This window comes from Microvirga terrae, assembly GCF_013307435.2.
In the GTDB taxonomy this organism is placed as follows: Bacteria; Pseudomonadota; Alphaproteobacteria; order Rhizobiales; family Beijerinckiaceae; genus Microvirga; species Microvirga terrae.
Genome location: NZ_CP102845.1, coordinates 153,360 through 172,155, shown reverse-complemented (window position 1 = coordinate 172,155; position 18,796 = coordinate 153,360). Strand labels below are relative to the sequence as shown.

Sequence of the window (18,796 nt, the reverse complement as noted above, 5' to 3'; positions counted from 1 at the left end):
ACACATGCCGCTCAGCCATAGCCTCGCCGCCCTTGTCGTCACGGCCGTCTGGGGTCTGAGCTTCGTCGTCATCAAGCTCGGGGTCGGCACAACGCCGCCCCTGCTGCTCGCGGCGCTCCGCTTCCTCTTCGCGGCCCTCCCGGCCGTCTTCTTCGTCCCGCGGTCCAGGACCGACTGGCGCAACGTCGTCGCCTACGGGTTCTTCCTCGGCGTCGCCCAATTCGGGCTGCTGTTCGCGGCGCTCGCCATCGGCATGCCGGCGAGCCTCGCCTCCGTGGTCATGCAGGCGCAGGTTTTCTTCACGATCCTCTTCGCGGCCCTCGTCATGGGCGAACGGCCCGGCCCGCATCAGGTGATCGGCGGAGTCGTGGCGAGCCTCGGGCTCGTGCTCATCGCCTGGCCGCGCATGACCGGCGGGGGCGCCGTCCCGTTCCTGATGACCGTGATCGCCGCCGCCTCCTGGGGCGCGGCCAACATCGTGTCGAAGCGGGCCAGCCGGGTCGACATGCCAGCGCATCGTGCGGAAAAGGGGACCCGGTTTTCGCCGACGCGGCCCTCCGGGTCCGCGCCGAACGAGGCGCCAGCAAGGAAGAAGAGCACCCGATGGATCCCGAAGGTGCCTTCCACTTTTGGGTCCGGTGCTCTGGGGCTCATCGTCTGGTCGAGTCTCGTGGCGCCGTTGCCGCTGTTCGGCCTGTCGCTCTGGCTCGACGGGCCCGACCGGGTCCTCGCGGCGCTGGCGCAGATCGACGGCGGCACCCTGGCGGCGGTGGCCTATCTCGCCTATCCGACCACCATCTTCGCCTTCGGCATCTGGGCCTATCTCCTGTCCCGCCACCCGGCCGCCACGGTGACGCCCTTCGCCCTGTTCGTGCCCGTCGCGGGCATTCTGGGGTCGGCTCTCATCCTTGGGGAAGCCATGCACCCGATCGAGGCCGTCGGCGGGGCCGTGATCGTCATGGGCCTGGCGGTGAACGTCTTCGGGGCGAGGCTTCTCCGACGCCTGCGTCTGGAATAGACTCGCTCAAGGAGGAGCGTGCAGGGATGAGCGCGTTGCAGATCGAGATCGTTTCCGCCGGGACGGACGAACTTGTCGAGGCCGTCAACCGGCTGCTTGCCCAGCTGACCTCAGCGCCGAAGGCCTTCGGCCGGGAGGATCTCGACGCGATCCTTGCCTCGTCCTCCTGCCTGCTCATCCTGTCGCGCTGCGACGGGCACGTGGCCGGGATGCTGACGCTTGGATGGTTCCTGGCCCCGACCGGCGCCCGGGCCTTCATCGACGACGTGGTGGTGGACGAGCGCTACCGGGGCCGGGGTATCGGCGAGGCCCTCATCCGTTCGGCGCTGGATCAGGCCCGTCGCCGCGAGGCCAAGACCGTCGACCTCACGTCGCGTCCCGCCCGCGAGGCCGCGAACCGCCTCTACCGGCGGCTGGGCTTCGAGACGCGCGAGACGAATTCCTACCGCTACCGGTTCGATGCGGTCAGCGGATGAAGCCGAAGCCCACGAGCGCGTAGGCGATCAGGAAGATCGCCACGAAGACATTGAGGAAGCGTGGCGCGACGATCGACGCGATGCCGAGGACGAGCGCCAGGATCGGCAGCAGCTTGAAACTCAGGTTGAGACTCATCGAGGCAGGCTTTCGGGCTAAAGGAAACGATGTTTCCTTCTAGCGTCCTAAAGCTTGATAAATCGCAAAGAGCCTATTCCACGGTCTCGTTCGGATAGACGCCCCAGAGCTTCTCCTGCTGGATGAACCCGTCCACGTCGCGGGCGCCGTCCATCACGATGGTGACGTGGCACCACCTGCCGTCGCAGCCCTTGATGTTGGTGATCACGCTTGGCTGCAGATGAGCCACCAGGTTGCCCTTGTCGTCGGACCTGTCGAACAGGCTGATCGGCGGCTGGTTGCCCTTCGCCCACGGCATCACCAGGGCGGTGCGCCGCCCCGACAGGAGCGAGTGGAGAACCCAACCTTCCGTGCCTTCCGAATCGCGGATGCGCCGCCAGGTCTCGTACTCGGCGATGATCTCCACCGGCAGGCCGGCCCGCTGGAACACCCAGGCGGTCCTGTGGTCCTTGGAGGGCCCCTCGCGCAGGTTCACCCGGTCGGTCTTGAGGCTGACATAGCGCGGCACCGGCAGGCCCGTGCCCAGACGCCCGCCCGGCGGCTGTTGCTGCCCGAGGGCCGAAGCGGCGCTCAGGCCGACAAGAGCAAGGGCAAGGACGATCTTGCGCATGGTTCCCCCGGATAGTGGCTTTGTCTTGGGTTGAGGCTCTGGTAGAGAAGCTTGACGGATGCCGCCACGCGGCGGGTCGTCACCTTTGATCGCCGAAGCAGAGTTAAGAGAGCGTGAAACTCTTTAAACTTCGCGGGTTTTAGAGCGTGATCAGCAAAAGTGGCCACCGGTTTTGCGTTCGATCACGCTCTCACTTATTGAATTGTGCCTGATCTTAACGCCGAACCGCTCACACTTCGGCTGATCAGGCACTCGTGCTGGGGACGCTTGAAGCCGATGAAAAAGAGACCGGTCGTCGTTGTCACCCGCCGCCTGCCCGACGTGATCGAGACGCGGCTGCGCGAATTGTTCGACACGCGCCTCAACCTCGAGGACAGGGCCCTCTCGGCGCAAGAGCTCGCCGACGCGGTGAAAACCGCCGACGTGCTCGTGCCGACCATCACGGACGAGATCGACGCCGCGGTGCTGGAGCAGGCAGGCTCCAACCTGAAGCTCATCGCCAATTTCGGCAACGGGGTCGACAACATCGACGTGTCGGCCGCCGTGGCCAAGGGCGTCACCGTCACCAACACGCCCGGCGTCCTCACCGAGGACACGGCCGACATGACCATGGCGCTGATCCTGGCGGTCGCCCGCCGCATCCCGGAGGGGGCCCGGGTGATTCCGGACGGGAACTGGGCCGGCTGGTCGCCCACCTGGATGCTCGGCCGGCGCATCACGGGAAAGCGCCTCGGCATCGTCGGCATGGGGCGCATCGGCCAGGCCCTGGCCCGGCGGGCCAAGGCGTTCGGGCTGTCGATCCATTATCACAACCGCCGCCACGTGCCGCCGAGGATCGAGGCCGAGCTCGAGGCGACCTACTGGGAATCCCTCGACCAGATGCTGGCCCGCATGGACATCGTGTCGGTCAACTGCCCGCATACGCCGGCCACCTACCACCTGCTCTCGGCCCGGCGCCTCAAGCTCATGCGGCCCGACGCCATCCTGGTGAACACCGCCCGGGGCGAGATCATCGACGAGGGCGCGCTCACCAAGCTCATCGAGGCCGGCGCCATTGCGGGAGCGGGTCTCGACGTGTTCGAGGAGGAGCCGGCCGTCAATCCGCGGCTCGTGAGGCTCGCCAAACAGGGCAAGGTGGTGCTGCTGCCGCATATGGGCTCCGCCACCCACGAAGGCCGCGTGGCCATGGGCGAGAAGGTCATCGTCAACATCCGGGCCTTCGTCGACGGCCACAAGCCGCCGGACCGGGTCCTGCCCAGCATGCTCTGACGGGAGCCGGAAGGTTCTCCCGCGCGACCCAGGCGACGGTTCCAGCCTCTGTCCCGGATCGGATGATGTAGGCTCGGAACCGGTGCGACCAAAATCCACCGTGAGCATAAACATATGTGAGTGCGGCTGAGAAAGGAGATTGGCCAGAACAGGGATGTTCCTATCCGCATGGCCTTGATGACCAATCCCCTCATTCTGAAGCTCGAGACATACGACCGGCTCTCCGACGACGAGAAGAAAGTCCTCGAGAACGCCATTGCGCGCATTCGCGTGGTCGAGGCCGACGACGACGTCCTGCGGGAGGGCGACCGCCCGGCGGAAAGCTCGCTGCTCCTGGAGGGCTTCGCGGCCCGCTACAAGATCGTCTCGAACGGCCGCCGGCAGATTTCGGCGCTTCATGTCGCGGGCGACTTCATCGACCTGCACAGCTTCCTTCTGAAAACGATGGACCATGGGGTCGTGGCGCTCACCAATTGCCGCATCGCCCTCGTTCCTCATGCGACCCTCGAGAAAATCACCGACGAGCATCCGCATCTCACGAGGCTGCTCTGGCTCAATACGTTGATCGATGGCGCCATCCACCGGGAATGGCTGACCGCCATGGGGCGCCTCTCCGCCACCGCCCACATGGCGCATCTGATCTGCGAGCTGTACCTGCGCCTGAAGGTCATCGGCCGGGCCGACGGCGATACGATCCAGCTCCCCGTCACCCAGGCGGAACTCGGCGATACGCTCGGCCTTTCGACCGTTCACGTGAACCGCGTGCTGCAGGAATTGCGCAAGGAAGGCCTGATCCGTTTCCAGGGTGACGCGTTGACCATTCTCGATTGGGACCGGCTCAAGAAGGTCGGCGAGTTTACCTCGACCTATCTCAGCCTTCAGAACGAAGATCGATCATCCTGACCGGTGGGCGAACGATGAATGACATCACTCTCCAGCCGATGCCCGTCATGGCGGATGGCGGCAGTCACGAGGGACAGCTCGTCCTCGCGGACGGGCAACTGGTGGCGGTTTTCAGCTGGGTGACCCCGGAGGAGACCGTCGGCGGGAAGGAACGGGCCGGAGGTTGGTTTCTGGAGGCCGGCTTCGGCCCTTGCAGCGCTCTGCTCAGCGTGACGCCCCCGGTCCTGGCCTCTCTCGACGAGGCCGTGACCTGGGTGCGCACACGCCTGGATTCAGCATTGGCTGAGCCTTGACCCGGCTCAGCGCAGCTGCGCGATGACCTCCCCGGCCGCTCGCTCGCCCTCGTCCCAGGCTCCCCCGGCCGTGCCCCACTGGGCGCGCGAGAGCGCCTCGCCGGCGAACCAGATCCGGCCCCCGACGGGTGCCTTCAGGATGTCGCGGATGGCGTAGAGACCCGGCGGCACCACGGCCCAGGAGGCGCGCGACCAGGAATCGTGCCGCCAGGCCGTCACATGCACGGCGGCAAGATTCCGGATCGCCCGATGGCCGAAATGCTCGGCCAGCACCTCGCGCGCATAGCGGAACGGCCCATGGGGATCGCGCCGGTCGAAGGCGGCGGCCGTGGGCTGATCGAGCTCGAAGAAATGGAACGGCGTGCCGTCGATTCGGGTGAGGAGGCCCGGCGGCTGCCGACGGGTTCCCGTCAGGCTCGCCAGCCTGTCCGCACCGCGAAAGGGCGCATCGGGCCAATGCAGGATCACATGTTCGTAGACACCCTGCGTGAAGCCGTGGACGGCTTCCCGGACCCTGTCGGGAAGCGTCGGCGCGAACCGGATCGCGCCCTGCTGCAGCACCGCCATGGGTGCCGTGACGATGGCCGCCTTGGCCCGGAGCGTTCCCGCCGAACTGTCGATTCTCACTCCCTGTCCCGACCAGTCGATCGCATGGACGGCGGTGGCGAGCCGCACCGGGAGGTCGTGGCCGAGGCGGCGCAGATAGGCGCCCAGTCCGCCGGCAATGAACAGGTTGTCCGCATATTCCATGCTCGGGAAGTCGTGCAGGCTGACCTCGTCGAGGGGCCGGCCCGACACGAGGCCGTGGATGGCCGCCACTCGCCGGCCGTACGGTCCCAGGGGAGGCAGAGACATCGCCGCCGGCTGATCCTCGCGAGCTTTCGCCGCCTGGGTCATGGCCCGGTCGGCCCTGTCGAAGGCCCGGTCGAGAGCCGCGCGCTCGGCCCGGCCGCCCGGCCTGCCGCGCACGAAGACGTGCCCGTTGGCCGGCGCCCGGCGCAGGGGCTCTCCACGCAGGGATCCTAGCCGCACCAGCGGATTGATCGGTCCTGCGTGAAGCCAGTGGGCCCCGAGATCGACCGGGTGGCCCCTGAAGGGGCGCGTGACCGTGCGCCCGCCGGAGCGGTCGCGCGCCTCCAGGACCGTGACGGTCAGGCCCGCGGCCAGCAGGCGTCGGGCCGCGGCGATCCCGGCGCTACCCGCACCGACGATCGCCACATCCGGATCGGCCGGCATGCTCCCCGACGTTTCAGACGACACGATGGCCCCCACCTCTCGCTTTGCGGCGACGTCGTTCATAAGTAAGGTCCGCTGTCCCGATCAAGGGATGCCTTGTCAGGAGACGAACGACAGATGCTGATCCAATCGGTTTTCGCCGCGGCCCGCGAGGTTTTCTCGCCCGCGCTGCGCCGCATTCTCTGGAAGTCGATTGGATTGACGCTGGCGCTGCTCGTTCTGGTCTGGCTCGGTCTGACCAAGCTGTTCGACATCTTCCTCACGAACCACGACCTGAGCGCCAGCTATCCCATCATCGACAGCTTCGCATTCTTCCTGGCTGGATTCGGTCTCTTCGTCGCCCTGATCTATCTGCTGCCGGCGATCTCCGCCATCGTGGCGGGGTATTTCCTGGACGACGTGGCCGAGATCGTGGAGCGCAAGGATTATCCGGCCGATCCGCCCGGCCAGGCCCTGCCCTTCGGCACGTCCCTTCTCTACGGCATGCGCTTCGCCGGCCTGTCCCTGCTGGTGAACCTCGTCGCCCTGCTCCTGTTCTTCATCCCGGGCATCAATATCGGGGCGTTCTTCATCGCCAACGCCTATCTGCTGGGCCGGGAATATTTCGAGCTCGCCGCCGGCCGCTTCCGGCCGGCCGAGGACGTGGCGCGCCTGCGCACCGAGCACCGGGGCACCGTGCTGGCCGCCGGCGCCGTCGTGGCGGCCCTGGTGCTCGTGCCGGTGGTGAACCTGATCACGCCGATTTTCGGCGCGGTCCTGATGGTCCACCTGCACAAGAGGCTCACGCACGGGCGGGCGCTGTGGACTCAGGTCCGCCGGACGGACTCTGCCTCGATCGAGAACACCTGAAGGACCGGACCCCGTCCGATCCTTCGCTTCCTCGCATCGTTCGGCGCGGCTCCAGGAGGCTGCTCTAGCGCATCGTGTGGAAAAGTGGATCCGGTTTTCGCTGACGCGGCCCTTCGGGTCCACGGTGAACGATGCGCCGGCCAAGAGAGGGAGCATCGGATCCGATCCCGAAAGTGGGTCCACTCTTGGGTCCGATGCTTGTCTTATGATTTTCGCGTCCTGATCGAGCAAGATGAGGACACCGCCAGCGGGTCGCGAGCTCGCTGGCGGTGGGAGGGGACGGGTCGTTCCGACGCAGACCGGAGCGGGTCGAGCTAGAGTCAGACCGCCCCTCTCTTTTCCTCGTGGCCTGAACGGATACCCGGGCGTGATGGCCCGCATGACAAGCCAAGGACGCGGAAAAGATGGATCATCCTATACCACAGACCGCCGGCATCGACATTGCCAAAGATCAGCTCGATGTCTGTCTCTGCCCCGACGGGGCCACGCGCCACTTCCCCAACGACGCCAAAGGCCATCGCGCCCTCATCGCTTGGCTGGCCGCGTACGCCATTCAGCGCGTGGTCTTCGAGCCGACCGGCGCCTATCACCGCGGGCTGGAGCGCAGTCTTGCCAGTGCCGGCCTGCCGCTGGCGAAGATCAATCCCCGCCACGCCCGCCGCTTCGCGGAAGCCCTGGGACAGCTCGCCAAAACCGATCGGCTCGATGCGGCCCTGCTGGCGCGTTTTGGAGCCCTGCTCGAGCCTCCCACCCGGCCCGTGCTCAGTCCCACTCTGGATGCCATGAAGGAGCTGGTGGTGGCGCGGCAGGCGCTGATCAAGGACCGCACGGCCGCTCTCAACCGGCAGAAGGTGGTCCGCTCTCCCTTGTTGCGACGTCAGCTCGACCAGCGGCTGCGCCAGATAGTCCGCCACTTGGCTGCGGTCGACGCCCAACTTCTCAGCCTGTGTCAGGCGGATGCGGATCTCGCCCCGCGTCTGGCCATCCTCATGAGCATTCCCGGCATTGCTCAAGCCACGGCCGTGAGCCTGCTCGTCGAGATGCCTGAACTCGGCAGCCTCGATCAGAGCCAGGTGGCCAGCCTCGCCGGCTTGGCTCCGGTGGCGCGCGACAGCGGAACCTCGCGCGGTCGCCGCACGATCCGGGGCGGCCGCGCCCATCTGCGTCAGGCGCTGTACATGCCAGCGCTGGTGGCGGCCCGCTTCAATCCGGATCTGAAGGCCAAGTACCAGGCCCTGCTCGCGGCGGGCAAGCCGGCCAAGGTCGCCCTGACGGCCATCATGCGCAAGCTCATCATCCTGGCCAATGCGCTCTTGCGAGATCAGCGAAACTGGTCCCCAAAACCCGCTTGATCAATACGGATACTCTAGCGGCTCGACGCCTGGCCGACGGCCGGGCCCGAAGCCCGCTCCGGGTGGAAGTCGGACCCAGGCCCGCCCGAGCGGGGCGCGAGCAGGTCCGGGGTGGTCGTCGTGGCATTGCGCTTGAGGTCGAACTGGCCGGTCTTCCGGAAGCGCAGGAGATAGCTCGGCACGATCGCCTCGATGGTGGTGGGCGCAAGACCGAGGCCCTGGAGCGTGCGGCCCTCGCGGACGGCATCGTCCGAAACCACGTTGTCGGACTCGAGCAGGATCGCCTGGTCGCGGGTGGTCACGAGCTCGTTCGGGATCAGGCCGAGGGTCGCCCAGTCGAGCGTACCGAGGACGCTGCCCATAGTCCTGGCGAGGTTGCCCGGCAGGGCCACGATGGCGCGCTTGCGTTCGGTGACCTCGAAGACGAGTTCCATCATCTGGCGCATGGTGCGGATCTCGGGGCCGCCGAGCTCGTAGACGCGCCCGCCCGGCACGGCACCGTCCACGGCCCGCAGGACGGCCTCGGCCACGTCGCCGGCATAGACCGGCTGGAAGCGGGTCTCGGCCCCCGGCAGAGGCAGCACGGGGAGCATGCGGGCGAGCGTGGCGAAGCGGTTGAAGGAGCTGTCGCCGGGTCCGAACATCAGCGAGGGGCGCAGGATCACCGCATCCGGCCGCTCCGCCAGCAGGGCAGCCTCGCCCTCGGCCTTCGTGCGGGCATAGGCCGATTCGGAATTCGCCTCGGCTCCGATCGCCGACACATGGGTGAAGGACACGGCCTTGCGGGCGAGCCGCGCGATCATGGCGGGCGCCTGGGCCTGGAGCGCGTCGAAGCGCTGGCGGCCGGTTTCCTGCAGGATGCCCACCAGATTGACCACATGGTCCGCCCGCGCCACCGCGTGGGCCACCGAATTCTCGTTGCGCAGATTGGCGTGGATCGGATGGATCTGCCCTACCTTGCCCAGAGGCAGGAAGTTCGCGAGGTTCGGCTGGCGGGTCGGCACGAGGACGCGATAACCGCGCTCGGCCAGGCGGCTCACCACGTAGCGGCCGAGAAAGCCCGATCCGCCGAACACGGTGACGGTTTGCTGCTCAGGCGTGCGAAGGGCACCGATCATGAAACTCTCCTGCCCGGCGAAGGGCTTGCATGGAGCTTGGGTGTGGACGTCAGAATGTCTCTAGTCAAACGCCGCTTCCCTGTGAAGAGGTGCATGGGAAGAAAGCGCATCGGTCGCATTTTCAGTGATTGACGTGCCGCCAGAAGCACCGTAAACGAAGCCTCGCCGACGAGGCATGCCCAGGTGGCGGAATTGGTAGACGCACTGCTTTCAGGTAGCAGCGGGTAACACCGTGGAGGTTCGAGTCCTCTCCTGGGCACCATCCCTCTCTCGAGGGTTCGATCCGCGAAACGAGGCGGATTCATCTTCTCCGAAAAAGTAAATCGCCCCGACGGGCGCCCGCCGTGTCCAGGGCCCTTGTCTCTGTCCCGTCCGTCGGCTCACCTCACCGTTCCAGGATCGGCCGGATCTCCTGAAGGTTTTCGATCGTGTGCTCCAGGTGACGCCGGAGCATCTCCGAGGCGTCGGCGTTCCGGCCGCGTTCCAGGAGGTTGAGAATCTGAAGGTGCTCCTCGCATTGCCGGCGATAGCGCTTGCGGTCGATCATCGACCGGTAGGAGAGCAGGCGGCGGACGCGGTTGATGCGGCGCACGGCCTCCAGGAAGAACGGATTGCCGGAGGCTCCGATGATCGCCTCGTGAAACCTGACGCCGCGCTCGTGAAGGGCGTCCGCCGTGTCGGTCTCGATGGCGCCGTCGAGAAGCCGCAGCTCCGCCTCGCGGCAGCGGGCTGCGATCTCGGGATCGAGACGGTAGCCCGGCTCCAGCAGCGCGGCGGGTTCGAGGGCGAGGCGGACCCGGTAGGTCTGCTCCAGGCTCTCCGGCGTGGTCAGCATCGGCGAGAACGACCAGCCGTAGCCGGGGCGGCGCTCGGCCCAGCCTTCCTGGGCGATCCGGCTCAAGACCGCGTTCAGCTGCGCCTTCGTGGCCCCATAGGCGTCCTTGAGATAGGCCTCGGAGGCAGGATCGGGCAGGCGGCCGTGAAGGTGGTCCTCGGCGATCCTGAAATAGACGTCTGAGGCCTCGTCCCTGGGCGCCAGACCGAGGGTCTCCGGCGATGCATCCTTGGCGCTCGAGACGAAATATCCGCGGTTGCGTTCGTGGAGGAGGACCCCCTTCGCGGCCAGCAGCTGCAGGGCCTGGCCGACGGGGAAGCGGGAGACGTTGAACCGCTCCGCCAGCCCCTGGGCCGTGAGATGCGTCCCGACCGCCAGCCCGCCGTCCCGGATATGGTCGAGGATCTGAGCGGCGAGCCCCTCGGTCAATTCGCGCTTTCCGTTGACCGCACGCTCATCGGCTGCACTCATGACCACATCCTCGGACGCACTCGTTTCGATGGTTCGACCCTCGTTTACCCGAAGTGTCGCGGTCAGGGTACTCTCGCCATCGCTCCGTCATGCGCCGAAGGGCCGACTCTCGGCCGGGAAGGGGAGCCCTGCACGGGCTCCCCGGGGTCTTGGTGCTTACGACTTCACGAGACCGATCGACTTCAGGACGTCGCCGACGCGAGCCTGCTCTTCCTTGAGGAAAGTCTCGAAAGGCGCCCCCGCCAGGTAGAAATCCTCCCAGCCGCGGGCTTTCAGGATCTCGGCCCATTCCTTCGACTTGACGAGCTTGTCGATCCTCTCCGCATGGGCCTTCTTCTGGTCGGCCGTGATGGCGGGCGGCGCCATGATGGCGCGCCAGTTCACGACCTCCACGTCCATGCCCTGCTCCTTCAGGGTGGGAACGTCGGCGCCGGCGAGCCGCTTGCCGGACGAGATCGCGAGCGCCCGCAGCTTGCCGGCCTTGATCTGGCTCTCGAACTCGCCGTAGCCGGACACGCCGGCCGTCACCCGGCCGCCGAGCATGGCGGCCAGCGCCTCGCCGCCGCCCGAGAAGGCGATGTAGTTGACCTTCGAGGGCTCCGAGCCTGCCGCCTTCGTGAACAGCGCTGCGAGAATATGGTCCGCGCCGCCCGCCGATCCGCCGGCCCAGGTCACCTTGGCCGGATCCGCCTTCACGGCCTCGGCCAGCTCCTTGACCGACTTGATGGGCGAATTCGCCGGCACCACGATCACCAGCGGATCGCCCGTGAGGCGCGCGATCGGCGTGACCTGGTCCAGGTTCACCGGCGCCTTGTTGCTCAGGATCGCCCCGATCATGGTGATGCCGTTGACCATGAGCTGGCTCGGATCGCCCTTGGCGGTGTTGACGAACTGGGCAAGCCCGATGGTGCCGCCGGCGCCCGTCACGTTCGTGACCTGGACACTCTTGGCGAGGCCCGTCTGGGTGAGCACCTGCTGGATCGAGCGCGCGGCCGAGTCCCAGCCGCCGCCGGGTCCGGCCGGGGCCATGATCTTGAGTTCCTGCTGGGCGAAGGCCGATGACGCGACGAGCGTCAGGGCGGCGAATGCAACGCCGCGGATCGTCTTGGTGAAGTGGCTCACGAGTTCCTCCCTTTAAGGTTGCGTGAGGGGTGACCGCGAAGCGGGGTTGCCGCTCAGGGTCTGGTGGTCGGCGAAGCCTCTCGCCGGGTGTTTTCACCGGTGTCGGTGAAGTCGGGGGCGGGCGTCTCGCGGCTTGTGGCCTCCGCGTTGACGACCCGCTGCAGGATGAGCGGGATGATGCCGCCGCCGCGCAGGATCTCGACCTCGAGACCGGTCTCGATGGCGGCCGTGGCGATGAAGGTCTCGCTCGCGCCCGACGCGCGCCGGATCGTGACCGCCACGGAGCCGCGCGGGCTGAGCGTTGCTGCGTCGGCTTCGATGAGGATCCGGTCGTTCGGGCGCAGATGCAGGGTATTCGGATGCCGGTCCTCCGGGAGCCGCAGAGGGAGGACGCCCATGCCGATCAGGTTCGACCGGTGGATGCGCTCGAAGCTTGAGGCCAGCACCGCGCGGGCGCCGAGCAGCGCCACGCCCTTCGCTGCCCAGTCGCGGGACGAGCCCATGCCGTAACGCTCGCCGGCCACCACCACCACGGAGTCGCCCTCCCGAGCATAGCGCTCGGCCGCCCGATAGAGCGGCAGGTGATCGCCGGATCCGGCGTGGATCGTGAAGCCCGGGGCGATCTGTTCATCGAGCAGATTGCGCACGTTCTTGTTGGTGAACAGGCCGCGCACCATGGCTTCCCAATTGCCGCGGCGGGAGGCGAAGACGTTCAGGTCGCGGCGGTTCTCACCGCGCTCGACGAGATATTCCGCAGTCTCGCCCGTTGGTGGAATCTGACCGGCCGGGGAGATGTGGTCCGTGGTGATGTCATCGCCGAGCACGAGCAGCGGATGGGCCGCATAGGTGCCGAGCAGCGTGCCCTTGCCGAAGCCTGCGAAGGGCGGACGGCGGATATAGGTCGAGCCCTCGTTCCACGGGAAGAGGGGCGTGGCGGGCGCGTCGAGCACCCGCCACGCCTCGCTCGCCTCCGCCTCATCGTACGACATCTCGTAATCGGCGGCATCGATGGCTTTGCTGAGCGCCACATCGATCTCGTCGCCCGTCGGCCAGAGATCGGCGAGACGAATGTCCTCGCCCGCTGGCGAGCGGCCGATGGGATCGTTGAGGATGTCGCGGTTGACGTCGCCCGCGAGAGCGAAAGCGACGACCAATGGTGGCGAGGCCAGGAATCCGGCGTCGAGCTGAGGATGTACGCGGCCCGGGAAGTTGCGGTTGCCCGACAGAACCGCGACGGGGAGGATGCCGCGCTCCGCCATCGCCTGTTCGATGACCGCCGGCAGGGGACCGGAATTGCCGATGCAGGTGGTGCAGCCATAGCCGACGATGCCGAAGCCGATCGCCGCCAAATCGTCCAGGAGACCGGCGCGGCGCAGATAGCGCTCGGCGGTCGGCGAGCCCGGCGCCAGCGAAGTCTTCACCCAGGCCGGCGGCATGAGGCCGAAGGCGCGTGCCTTGCGGGCCACGAGGCCTGCGGCCACCAGGAGGCGCGGATCGGACGTGTTGGTGCAACTCGTGATCGCCGCAATCGCCAGGGAGCCGTCTCCAAGCTCGCCCTCCGCGACCGGACGGCCAGCAAGCATCGGGGCGAGGGCCCCGACCGTCGCGCCGGCCGGAATGCGGTCCTGGGGCCGGCGCGGTCCGGCGAGGCTGACCTCGACCTCGCCGAGATCGATATCGATGGTGTCGGTGAAGCGCGGCGACGCGTCGGGATCGAACCACAATCCCTGCCGCTTGGCATATTGCTCCACGAGGTGAACATGATCGGCGCTGCGGCCCGTCTCGCTCAGGTAGCGCAGCGTCTGGGCGTCGATGGGAAAGAAGCCGGAATTGGCGCCGAACTCCGGGGTCATGTTGGCCACGACCGCGCGGTCGCCGGCGGACAAGGTCGACACGCCCGGCCCGTAGAATTCGACGAAGCGGTCGGCCAGATCGATGCGCCGCAGGCGCTCGGTGACGGTCAGCGCGAGGTCGGTCGCGAGCACGCCCTGCTTGAGGCGGCCGGTGAGGCGCACGCCGACGATGTCCGGCACGCGGATCATCACGGGCATGCCGAAGAACACGCTCTCCGCCTCCAGGCCGCCCACGCCCCAGCCGAGCACGCCGATGCCGTTGATCATGGGCGTGTGGCTGTCGGTGCCGATCAGGGTGTCGGGGATGGCCCAGGCCACGCCGTCGCGCTCGGCCGTCGTGACCACGTTCGCCAGTCGCTCCAGGTTGAGCGTGTGCATGATGCCGGTGCCCGGCGGATGGACGCGGAAGCCGGTCAGGGTGCGGGCGGCCCATTTCATGAAGCGGTAGCGCTCGGCATTGCGCCCGTATTCGCGCTCCATGTTGCGCCGGAGGGCGTCGGGTGAGCCGAACACGTCGACGCCCAGCGAATGGTCGGTCGACACGTCCACCGGCAGCACGGGATTGAGCCGGCCCGGATCATGCCCGGCCTCGGCGAGCGAGGCGCGCATGCCGGCGATGTCCACGAGGGCCGGGCCGCAGGTGGTGTCGTGCATCATGACCCGGCCGGGCAGGAACGGGATCTCCGCCTCGCTGCGTCCGGTCCGGAGCCAGGTCAGGATCGCGTCCCTGGCCCGCGGAGCGTCCTCGCCCGCGTTGCGCAGGACGTTCTCCAGCAGGATGCGAAGTATGTGCGGCAGCCGTTCGAGTTGGCCTCCGGCGGCCTCGGGAAGGCCGACGATCCGATGCGGCCGTCCGTCGACGGCGAAGCTCGTGACGAGGGGTCCAAAGGGTCTTGGTGTCGGCTCATGGGACATGAACCGACAATTGCATAATGAATCCGATAAATGCAAATAAAATCTGCATTTCAAGACGCGATTATGCTATTGTCAAAAAGGCTCCTCAAGTGTCTGACATCCCGCTGCCCTATCGGAAGGGACAGCCGCATGAAGGCGCTTCTGCCATCCACCCGCGGCCATTCCGGCGTCCTGCCCGGCCTGTCATGGGCCATTCAAACGAAAGCCGCGGATCGCAGCGCGACCGCGGCTTTTGGAATTTCCTCACGAGCCTGGGTTCAGGTCCGCCGGCCGAGCACCATGTAGGCCGCCGCCGTCCACGAGAAGGTGTCGCCGCCCAGGCCTTCGCCCGTCGTCGGATCGAAATACTCGCAGAAACCCGCATTCTCGATCGCCCGGACGGTCGTCCGCTCGATCCGGCGGGCGAGATCCTCGGCCCCGTTCAGGCGCAGGCCGTCGCAGATGAGCCAGTTGACGACCGCCCAGACCGGACCGCGCCAGTAGCGCTTCGGTTCGAAGGCGGGCGAGAAGGCGGGCGTCGAGGGCACGCCGACCACCATGCCGTCGAGCCAGCGTTCGATCTCCGCCGTAGCGGCGTCCCGCTGAGCCGCATCGAGCTCGAGGGCCACGAGCGGGATGAAAGCGGCCTGGGTCGGCTCCTCGATGTCCCGCCCCGCAATCAGGTCGAGATCGACGAAGCGTGACAGTGCCGGACGCCACCGGCCGGCGAGGCCGTCGCACAGCCTGGCGTGCATGCGCGCGAGTTCCGCCTTCTCGTCGTCCGTTCCGAGGCTCTCGGCGAGATAGATCAGGTCGGCGGTCGCCCGCGCCAGGATCGCGGTCATCTGCACGTCCGCCACCTTGAAGGGAGCGGCCGCCCATTGCCGCGCCGGGTCCCAGCCGCAATCGCGGTAGGTGTCGACCAAGTGGATGAAGCGCTGATAATCCTCGTCGCGTGGCCGCATGGAGGCGTCCACATGGCCCGTGTCCTTGCGGCGGATCGCCGTCGTGGTGGTGGTCGGCACGCGGGCCAGCGCCTGATCCCAGGCCGGCGAGTTGTCGCTGCCGCTCTCCCAGGGATGCAGGATCGACACGAGGCCGAGGCCGTCCGGATCGCGCGCGGACAACCACCAGCGGTGCGAGCGCAGGGCGGCCTGGAACAGCACCGTCGTGCGCTCCGCCGCGCCGGCCGTGCCGCTCGCGAGAGCGGCCTCGTGCACATGGCGCAGGGCCATGCCGAAGACCGGCGGCTGCGTGATGCCCGACGTCGGGACGCGATGCCGCGTGCCCCACACGTCGGGGCCCGGGAAATAGGTGTCGCTCGGCGCATGGAAAACGATATGCGGGATCATGCCGTCGTCCCACTGGCCTTCGACCAGGCGCTCCAGCTCGCGATAGGCGCGGGCGACGTCGAAGACCGCAAATCCCATGGCGACGAAAGCGGAGTCCCAGTTCCACTGGAACGGATAGAGCCGGTCGGTCGGCACCGTGTAGCCGCCGCGATCGTTGCGCGCGAGAATGGCGCGCGCCGCCTCTTCCTTCGGAAGCGTGTTCATCTCAAATGTCCTTCAGGTCGGAAAGTCAGGTCCGGGCGAGGGCGCGTCCGGTGGTGCTGTCGATCCAGGTCACGCGGGCCGGATCGACGGTGAGGCCGACGCGCTCGCCCGCGTTCACTTTGGCCGTCGGCGGCGCGACGATGCGGGCGAGCTGGCCGTCGATGGCGCCGGTCAGGAGCAGGTGCGAGCCCATCGGCTCCACGACGCGCACGTCGAAGGGAAGGCCGGAACCGTTGGGGCTCAGGCTCGCATCCTCGCCGCGCAGGCCGAGCTCCAGGTTCTCGGCCGTGGTCGGGCAGGGCAGGGCCGCATCGCCGATCCGCGCCGTGCCCTGGCTGCACCGGACCTTGATGAAGTTCATGGGCGGCGAACCGATGAAGCCGCCGACGAAGCGAGTGGCCGGCGTGGCGTAGATCTCGAGCGGCGCGCCGATCTGGTCGATCTTGCCGCCGTACATCACGGCGATGCGGTCGGCGAGACCCATGGCCTCGGTTTGATCGTGCGTCACGTAGATCGTCGTGGTGCCGGCCTCGCGCAGGACCGCCTTCAATTCCGTGCGCATCTCGAGGCGCAGGAGCGCGTCGAGATTGGAGAGCGGCTCGTCCATGAGCAGCACGGCGGGCTCGACGGCGAGCGCCCGGGCCACCGCCACGCGCTGGCGCTGGCCGCCCGAGAGTTTTGCCGGATAGCGGTCGAGATAGTTCTCGATGTGGAGCAGGGCCGCCGCGCGCTCGACCTTGCGCTTCACGTCCGCCTGCGAGGCCTTCTGCGTGCGCAGCCCGAAGGCGACGTTCTCGAACACGGTCATGTGCGGGAAGACCGCGTAGTTCTGGAACACCATCGCGAGACCACGCTTGCGGGGGCTCAGGTTGCTCACGTCCTGGCCGCCGATGACGACGCGGCCGGAGGTCTGGGTCTCGAGACCGGCGATGATGCGGAGCAACGTGGTCTTGCCGCAGCCCGAGGGGCCGAGGAGCGCCACGAACTCGCCGTCGTTGACGGTGAGCGAGACCTCCTGCAGGGCGCGGAAGGAGCCGAATTCCTTGACGACGCGGTCGATGACGATGTCAGCCATGATGGGATCCGTTATTTGCTCGCAATGCCCCACACCGCGAAGAGGTATCGTCTCACGGCGAAGATGAAGAGCACGGAGGGGATGATGAGGATGAAGCCGCCGGCGAAGCGGTAGTGAAGCGGGCTCTCGGCGAGGATTCGCAGCAGATAGGCGGTCAGCGTCCGCTCGCGCACGGTGAGGATCGAGGCCGCGAACACCTCGTTCCACGAGATCACGAAGGCGAAGATCGCGGTCGCGGCGAGGCCCGGCAGGGCGAGCGGCAGCACCACCTTCATGAAGGCCTGGAAGCGCGTGCAACCGAACACCCAAGCGGCTTCCTCGTATTCGCGTGGAATGCCCATGAACAGGCTCTGCGTGACGAGCGCCGCGAAGGGCAGGGCCAGAACCGTGTGGATCAGCGACACGCCAAAGGGCGTGTCGTAGAGCCCGATCCGGATGAACGAGACGGTGAGCGGCAGCGCCAGGATGGCGAGCGGGAAGGCGCGGGTGAGGAGGACGAGCAGGCGATAGGCGTTCTGCCCGCGGAAGGTGTAGCGCGCCAGCGCGTAGCCGGCCGGGGCGCCGAGCGCGATGGAGAACACCACCGTCAGGCCGGCCGCGATGAGCGAGTTGACAAGGGCGTTGAACACGCCCTCGATGGCGAGAAACTGGCTCATGGCCGCGAAGGACAGGTCCGAGGGCCAGATCGATTTCGGCCAGCGGAACACGCCGAGCCGCCCCCCGAAGGCGCCGAGCGCCACCAGATAGATCGGCACCAGCACCCAGGCGATGAGCACCGCGAGGCCGGTCCACAGCAGCAGGCGCCGGGCGGAGGGAAGGGCCATGCCGCGGCTCGTCGCGGCGGGTTTCGTTTCGACGGCGCTGGCTGTCATGGGAGCTGCTCCGGACGCGTTCTCAGGGCGCGCAGGTAGACGGCGGTCGCGGCGAGCGAGATCGCCATGATGAGCACCGCATAGGCGGCCGCGACGCCGTAATTCTGGTTGTCGTTCTGCCAGACATAGGCTTCGCCGGCGAGAACCGGGAAATTGCGCCCGCCGAGCGCATAGACGACGGCGAAGACCTCGAAGGCGAGCACCGTGCGCAGGATCAGGGCCGATTGCAGGCTGGGCTTCAGGAGCGGCAGGGTGATCCGGGTGAAGCGCGTCCACGGCTTGGCGCCGAAGATCTCGGCGGCTTCCGCGAATTCTTTTGGGATCAGCTGCAGGCCGGCGATTAGAATCACCAGCACGATGGCGGTGGCGCGCCAGAGCTCCGCCAGCACGATGGCGAAGAACAGGGCGACCGGCGTCTCCTGCGAAAGCCATCCGGTGGGTCCCTGGATGAGGCCAAGCGCGTAGAGCGCGGAGTTCAGGTAGCCGGTGTTCTGCAGCAGGGCGAGCCAGGCAAGGCCCGCCGCGAGATCCGAGATGCCGAGCGGAATGGTGAGCACCCACAGGACCAGGTCGCGGCCCTTGTCGAGCTTCGTCACCATGGTGGCCATGCCGAGCGCCAGCACCACCTGGAGCGGCACGACCACGAGGGTGAGCAGGAAGGTGTTCTTGACGGCGAGCGCGAAGTTCAGGTCGCCCGCCATGCGCCGGTAGTTCTCCAGCGACAGGCCTTCGCCGGCGGAGAACGACAGCCAGATCGTCTGCACGAGCGGCACCAGGAACAGCGCCGCGAGAAAGACGACCGAGGGCGCGATCAGCGCATAGGGAATCCAGGATGGGCGCGCAGGCATGAAGCCGCTC

General features: G+C 67.5%; 18 protein-coding genes and 1 tRNA gene. 8 read left to right on the top strand and 11 right to left on the bottom strand.

Features of this window, described 5'->3' with window-relative positions; translation table 11 throughout:
- Window positions 1-4 precede the first annotated feature (4 nt).
- On the top strand, window positions 5-1,018 hold the full coding sequence (locus HPT29_RS00775) for an EamA family transporter (RefSeq protein ID WP_259060389.1): 1,014 nt from the start codon (window positions 5-7) through the stop codon (window positions 1,016-1,018).
- A gap of 26 nt (window positions 1,019-1,044) precedes the next feature.
- Window positions 1,045-1,494: a GNAT family N-acetyltransferase gene (locus HPT29_RS00770; RefSeq protein WP_210272226.1), complete on the top strand. Its 450-nt coding sequence runs from the start codon at window positions 1,045-1,047 to the stop codon at window positions 1,492-1,494.
- Here the strand turns inward: HPT29_RS00770 and HPT29_RS00765 are convergent.
- On the bottom strand, window positions 1,484-1,630 hold the full coding sequence (locus HPT29_RS00765; protein ID WP_173948792.1) for a DUF3096 domain-containing protein: 147 nt from the start codon (window positions 1,628-1,630) through the stop codon (window positions 1,484-1,486). The genes HPT29_RS00770 and HPT29_RS00765 overlap by 11 nt on opposite strands.
- Window positions 1,631-1,703: 73 nt before the next feature.
- A complete protein-coding gene (locus tag HPT29_RS00760; RefSeq protein ID WP_173948793.1) occupies window positions 1,704-2,240 on the bottom strand; it encodes an SH3 domain-containing protein in 537 nt (178 codons plus the stop codon).
- Between the two features lie 276 nt (window positions 2,241-2,516).
- On the opposite strand from HPT29_RS00760, the gene HPT29_RS00755 reads away from it, so the two are divergent.
- The 3 genes from HPT29_RS00755 to HPT29_RS00745 all read left to right on the top strand — a co-directional run bounded on the left by HPT29_RS00755 (window position 2,517) and on the right by HPT29_RS00745 (window position 4,705).
- The gene (locus HPT29_RS00755) at window positions 2,517-3,509 is read left to right on the top strand and encodes a 2-hydroxyacid dehydrogenase (protein ID WP_173948794.1); all 993 of its coding nucleotides are present in this window, start codon (window positions 2,517-2,519) and stop codon (window positions 3,507-3,509) included.
- 177 nt (window positions 3,510-3,686) lie between these two features.
- Window positions 3,687-4,412, top strand: a complete 726-nt coding sequence (locus HPT29_RS00750; RefSeq protein ID WP_173948795.1) for a Crp/Fnr family transcriptional regulator — start codon at window positions 3,687-3,689, stop codon at window positions 4,410-4,412.
- 14 nt (window positions 4,413-4,426) lie between these two features.
- Window positions 4,427-4,705, top strand: a complete 279-nt coding sequence (locus HPT29_RS00745) for a hypothetical protein (RefSeq protein ID WP_247654659.1) — start codon at window positions 4,427-4,429, stop codon at window positions 4,703-4,705.
- A 6-nt stretch (window positions 4,706-4,711) separates the two neighbouring features.
- Here HPT29_RS00745 and HPT29_RS00740 read toward each other — a convergent pair whose 3' ends face one another.
- A complete protein-coding gene (locus HPT29_RS00740) occupies window positions 4,712-5,941 on the bottom strand; it encodes a flavin monoamine oxidase family protein (protein WP_247654667.1) in 1,230 nt (409 codons plus the stop codon).
- 117 nt (window positions 5,942-6,058) lie between these two features.
- Here HPT29_RS00740 and HPT29_RS00735 point away from each other — a divergent pair, with 117 nt between their 5' ends.
- Complete coding sequence (locus tag HPT29_RS00735) at window positions 6,059-6,790, top strand: sulfate transporter family protein (protein WP_173948797.1); 732 nt, start codon at window positions 6,059-6,061, stop codon at window positions 6,788-6,790.
- 404 nt (window positions 6,791-7,194) lie between these two features.
- Window positions 7,195-8,142 (top strand): IS110 family RNA-guided transposase, encoded by a 948-nt coding sequence (locus HPT29_RS00730; protein ID WP_173944981.1) that lies wholly within the window; start codon window positions 7,195-7,197, stop codon window positions 8,140-8,142.
- A gap of 14 nt (window positions 8,143-8,156) precedes the next feature.
- Here the strand turns inward: HPT29_RS00730 and HPT29_RS00725 are convergent, their stop codons facing one another.
- Window positions 8,157-9,260, bottom strand: a complete 1,104-nt coding sequence (locus HPT29_RS00725; RefSeq protein ID WP_173945271.1) for a complex I NDUFA9 subunit family protein — start codon at window positions 9,258-9,260, stop codon at window positions 8,157-8,159.
- Window positions 9,261-9,437: 177 nt separating this feature from the next.
- Between HPT29_RS00725 and HPT29_RS00720 the strand changes: the two genes are divergently transcribed.
- A tRNA-Leu gene (locus HPT29_RS00720) sits at window positions 9,438-9,522 on the top strand.
- 123 nt (window positions 9,523-9,645) lie between these two features.
- On the opposite strand, the gene HPT29_RS00715 is transcribed toward HPT29_RS00720, so the two are convergent.
- The 7 genes from HPT29_RS00715 to HPT29_RS00685 form a co-directional block, all read right to left on the bottom strand.
- The gene (locus HPT29_RS00715; protein ID WP_173945270.1) at window positions 9,646-10,566 is read right to left on the bottom strand and encodes a GntR family transcriptional regulator; all 921 of its coding nucleotides are present in this window, start codon (window positions 10,564-10,566) and stop codon (window positions 9,646-9,648) included.
- A 156-nt stretch (window positions 10,567-10,722) separates the two neighbouring features.
- Window positions 10,723-11,688 (bottom strand): Bug family tripartite tricarboxylate transporter substrate binding protein, encoded by a 966-nt coding sequence (locus HPT29_RS00710; protein WP_259060387.1) that lies wholly within the window; start codon window positions 11,686-11,688, stop codon window positions 10,723-10,725.
- Window positions 11,689-11,741: 53 nt separating this feature from the next.
- Window positions 11,742-14,456: an aconitate hydratase AcnA gene (gene acnA, locus HPT29_RS00705; RefSeq protein ID WP_173945269.1), complete on the bottom strand. Its 2,715-nt coding sequence runs from the start codon at window positions 14,454-14,456 to the stop codon at window positions 11,742-11,744.
- A gap of 257 nt (window positions 14,457-14,713) precedes the next feature.
- Window positions 14,714-15,991, bottom strand: coding sequence for an MGH1-like glycoside hydrolase domain-containing protein (locus HPT29_RS00700; protein WP_173945268.1), 1,278 nt, complete (start codon window positions 15,989-15,991; stop codon window positions 14,714-14,716).
- A 25-nt stretch (window positions 15,992-16,016) separates the two neighbouring features.
- Window positions 16,017-17,066 (bottom strand): ABC transporter ATP-binding protein, encoded by a 1,050-nt coding sequence (locus tag HPT29_RS00695; protein ID WP_173945267.1) that lies wholly within the window; start codon window positions 17,064-17,066, stop codon window positions 16,017-16,019.
- 11 nt (window positions 17,067-17,077) lie between these two features.
- Complete coding sequence (locus HPT29_RS00690) at window positions 17,078-17,890, bottom strand: carbohydrate ABC transporter permease (protein WP_173945272.1); 813 nt, start codon at window positions 17,888-17,890, stop codon at window positions 17,078-17,080.
- A gap of 44 nt (window positions 17,891-17,934) precedes the next feature.
- Entirely contained in the window at window positions 17,935-18,786 is an 852-nt protein-coding gene (locus HPT29_RS00685; RefSeq protein ID WP_173945266.1) for a carbohydrate ABC transporter permease, read from the bottom strand.
- Window positions 18,787-18,796 lie beyond the last annotated feature (10 nt).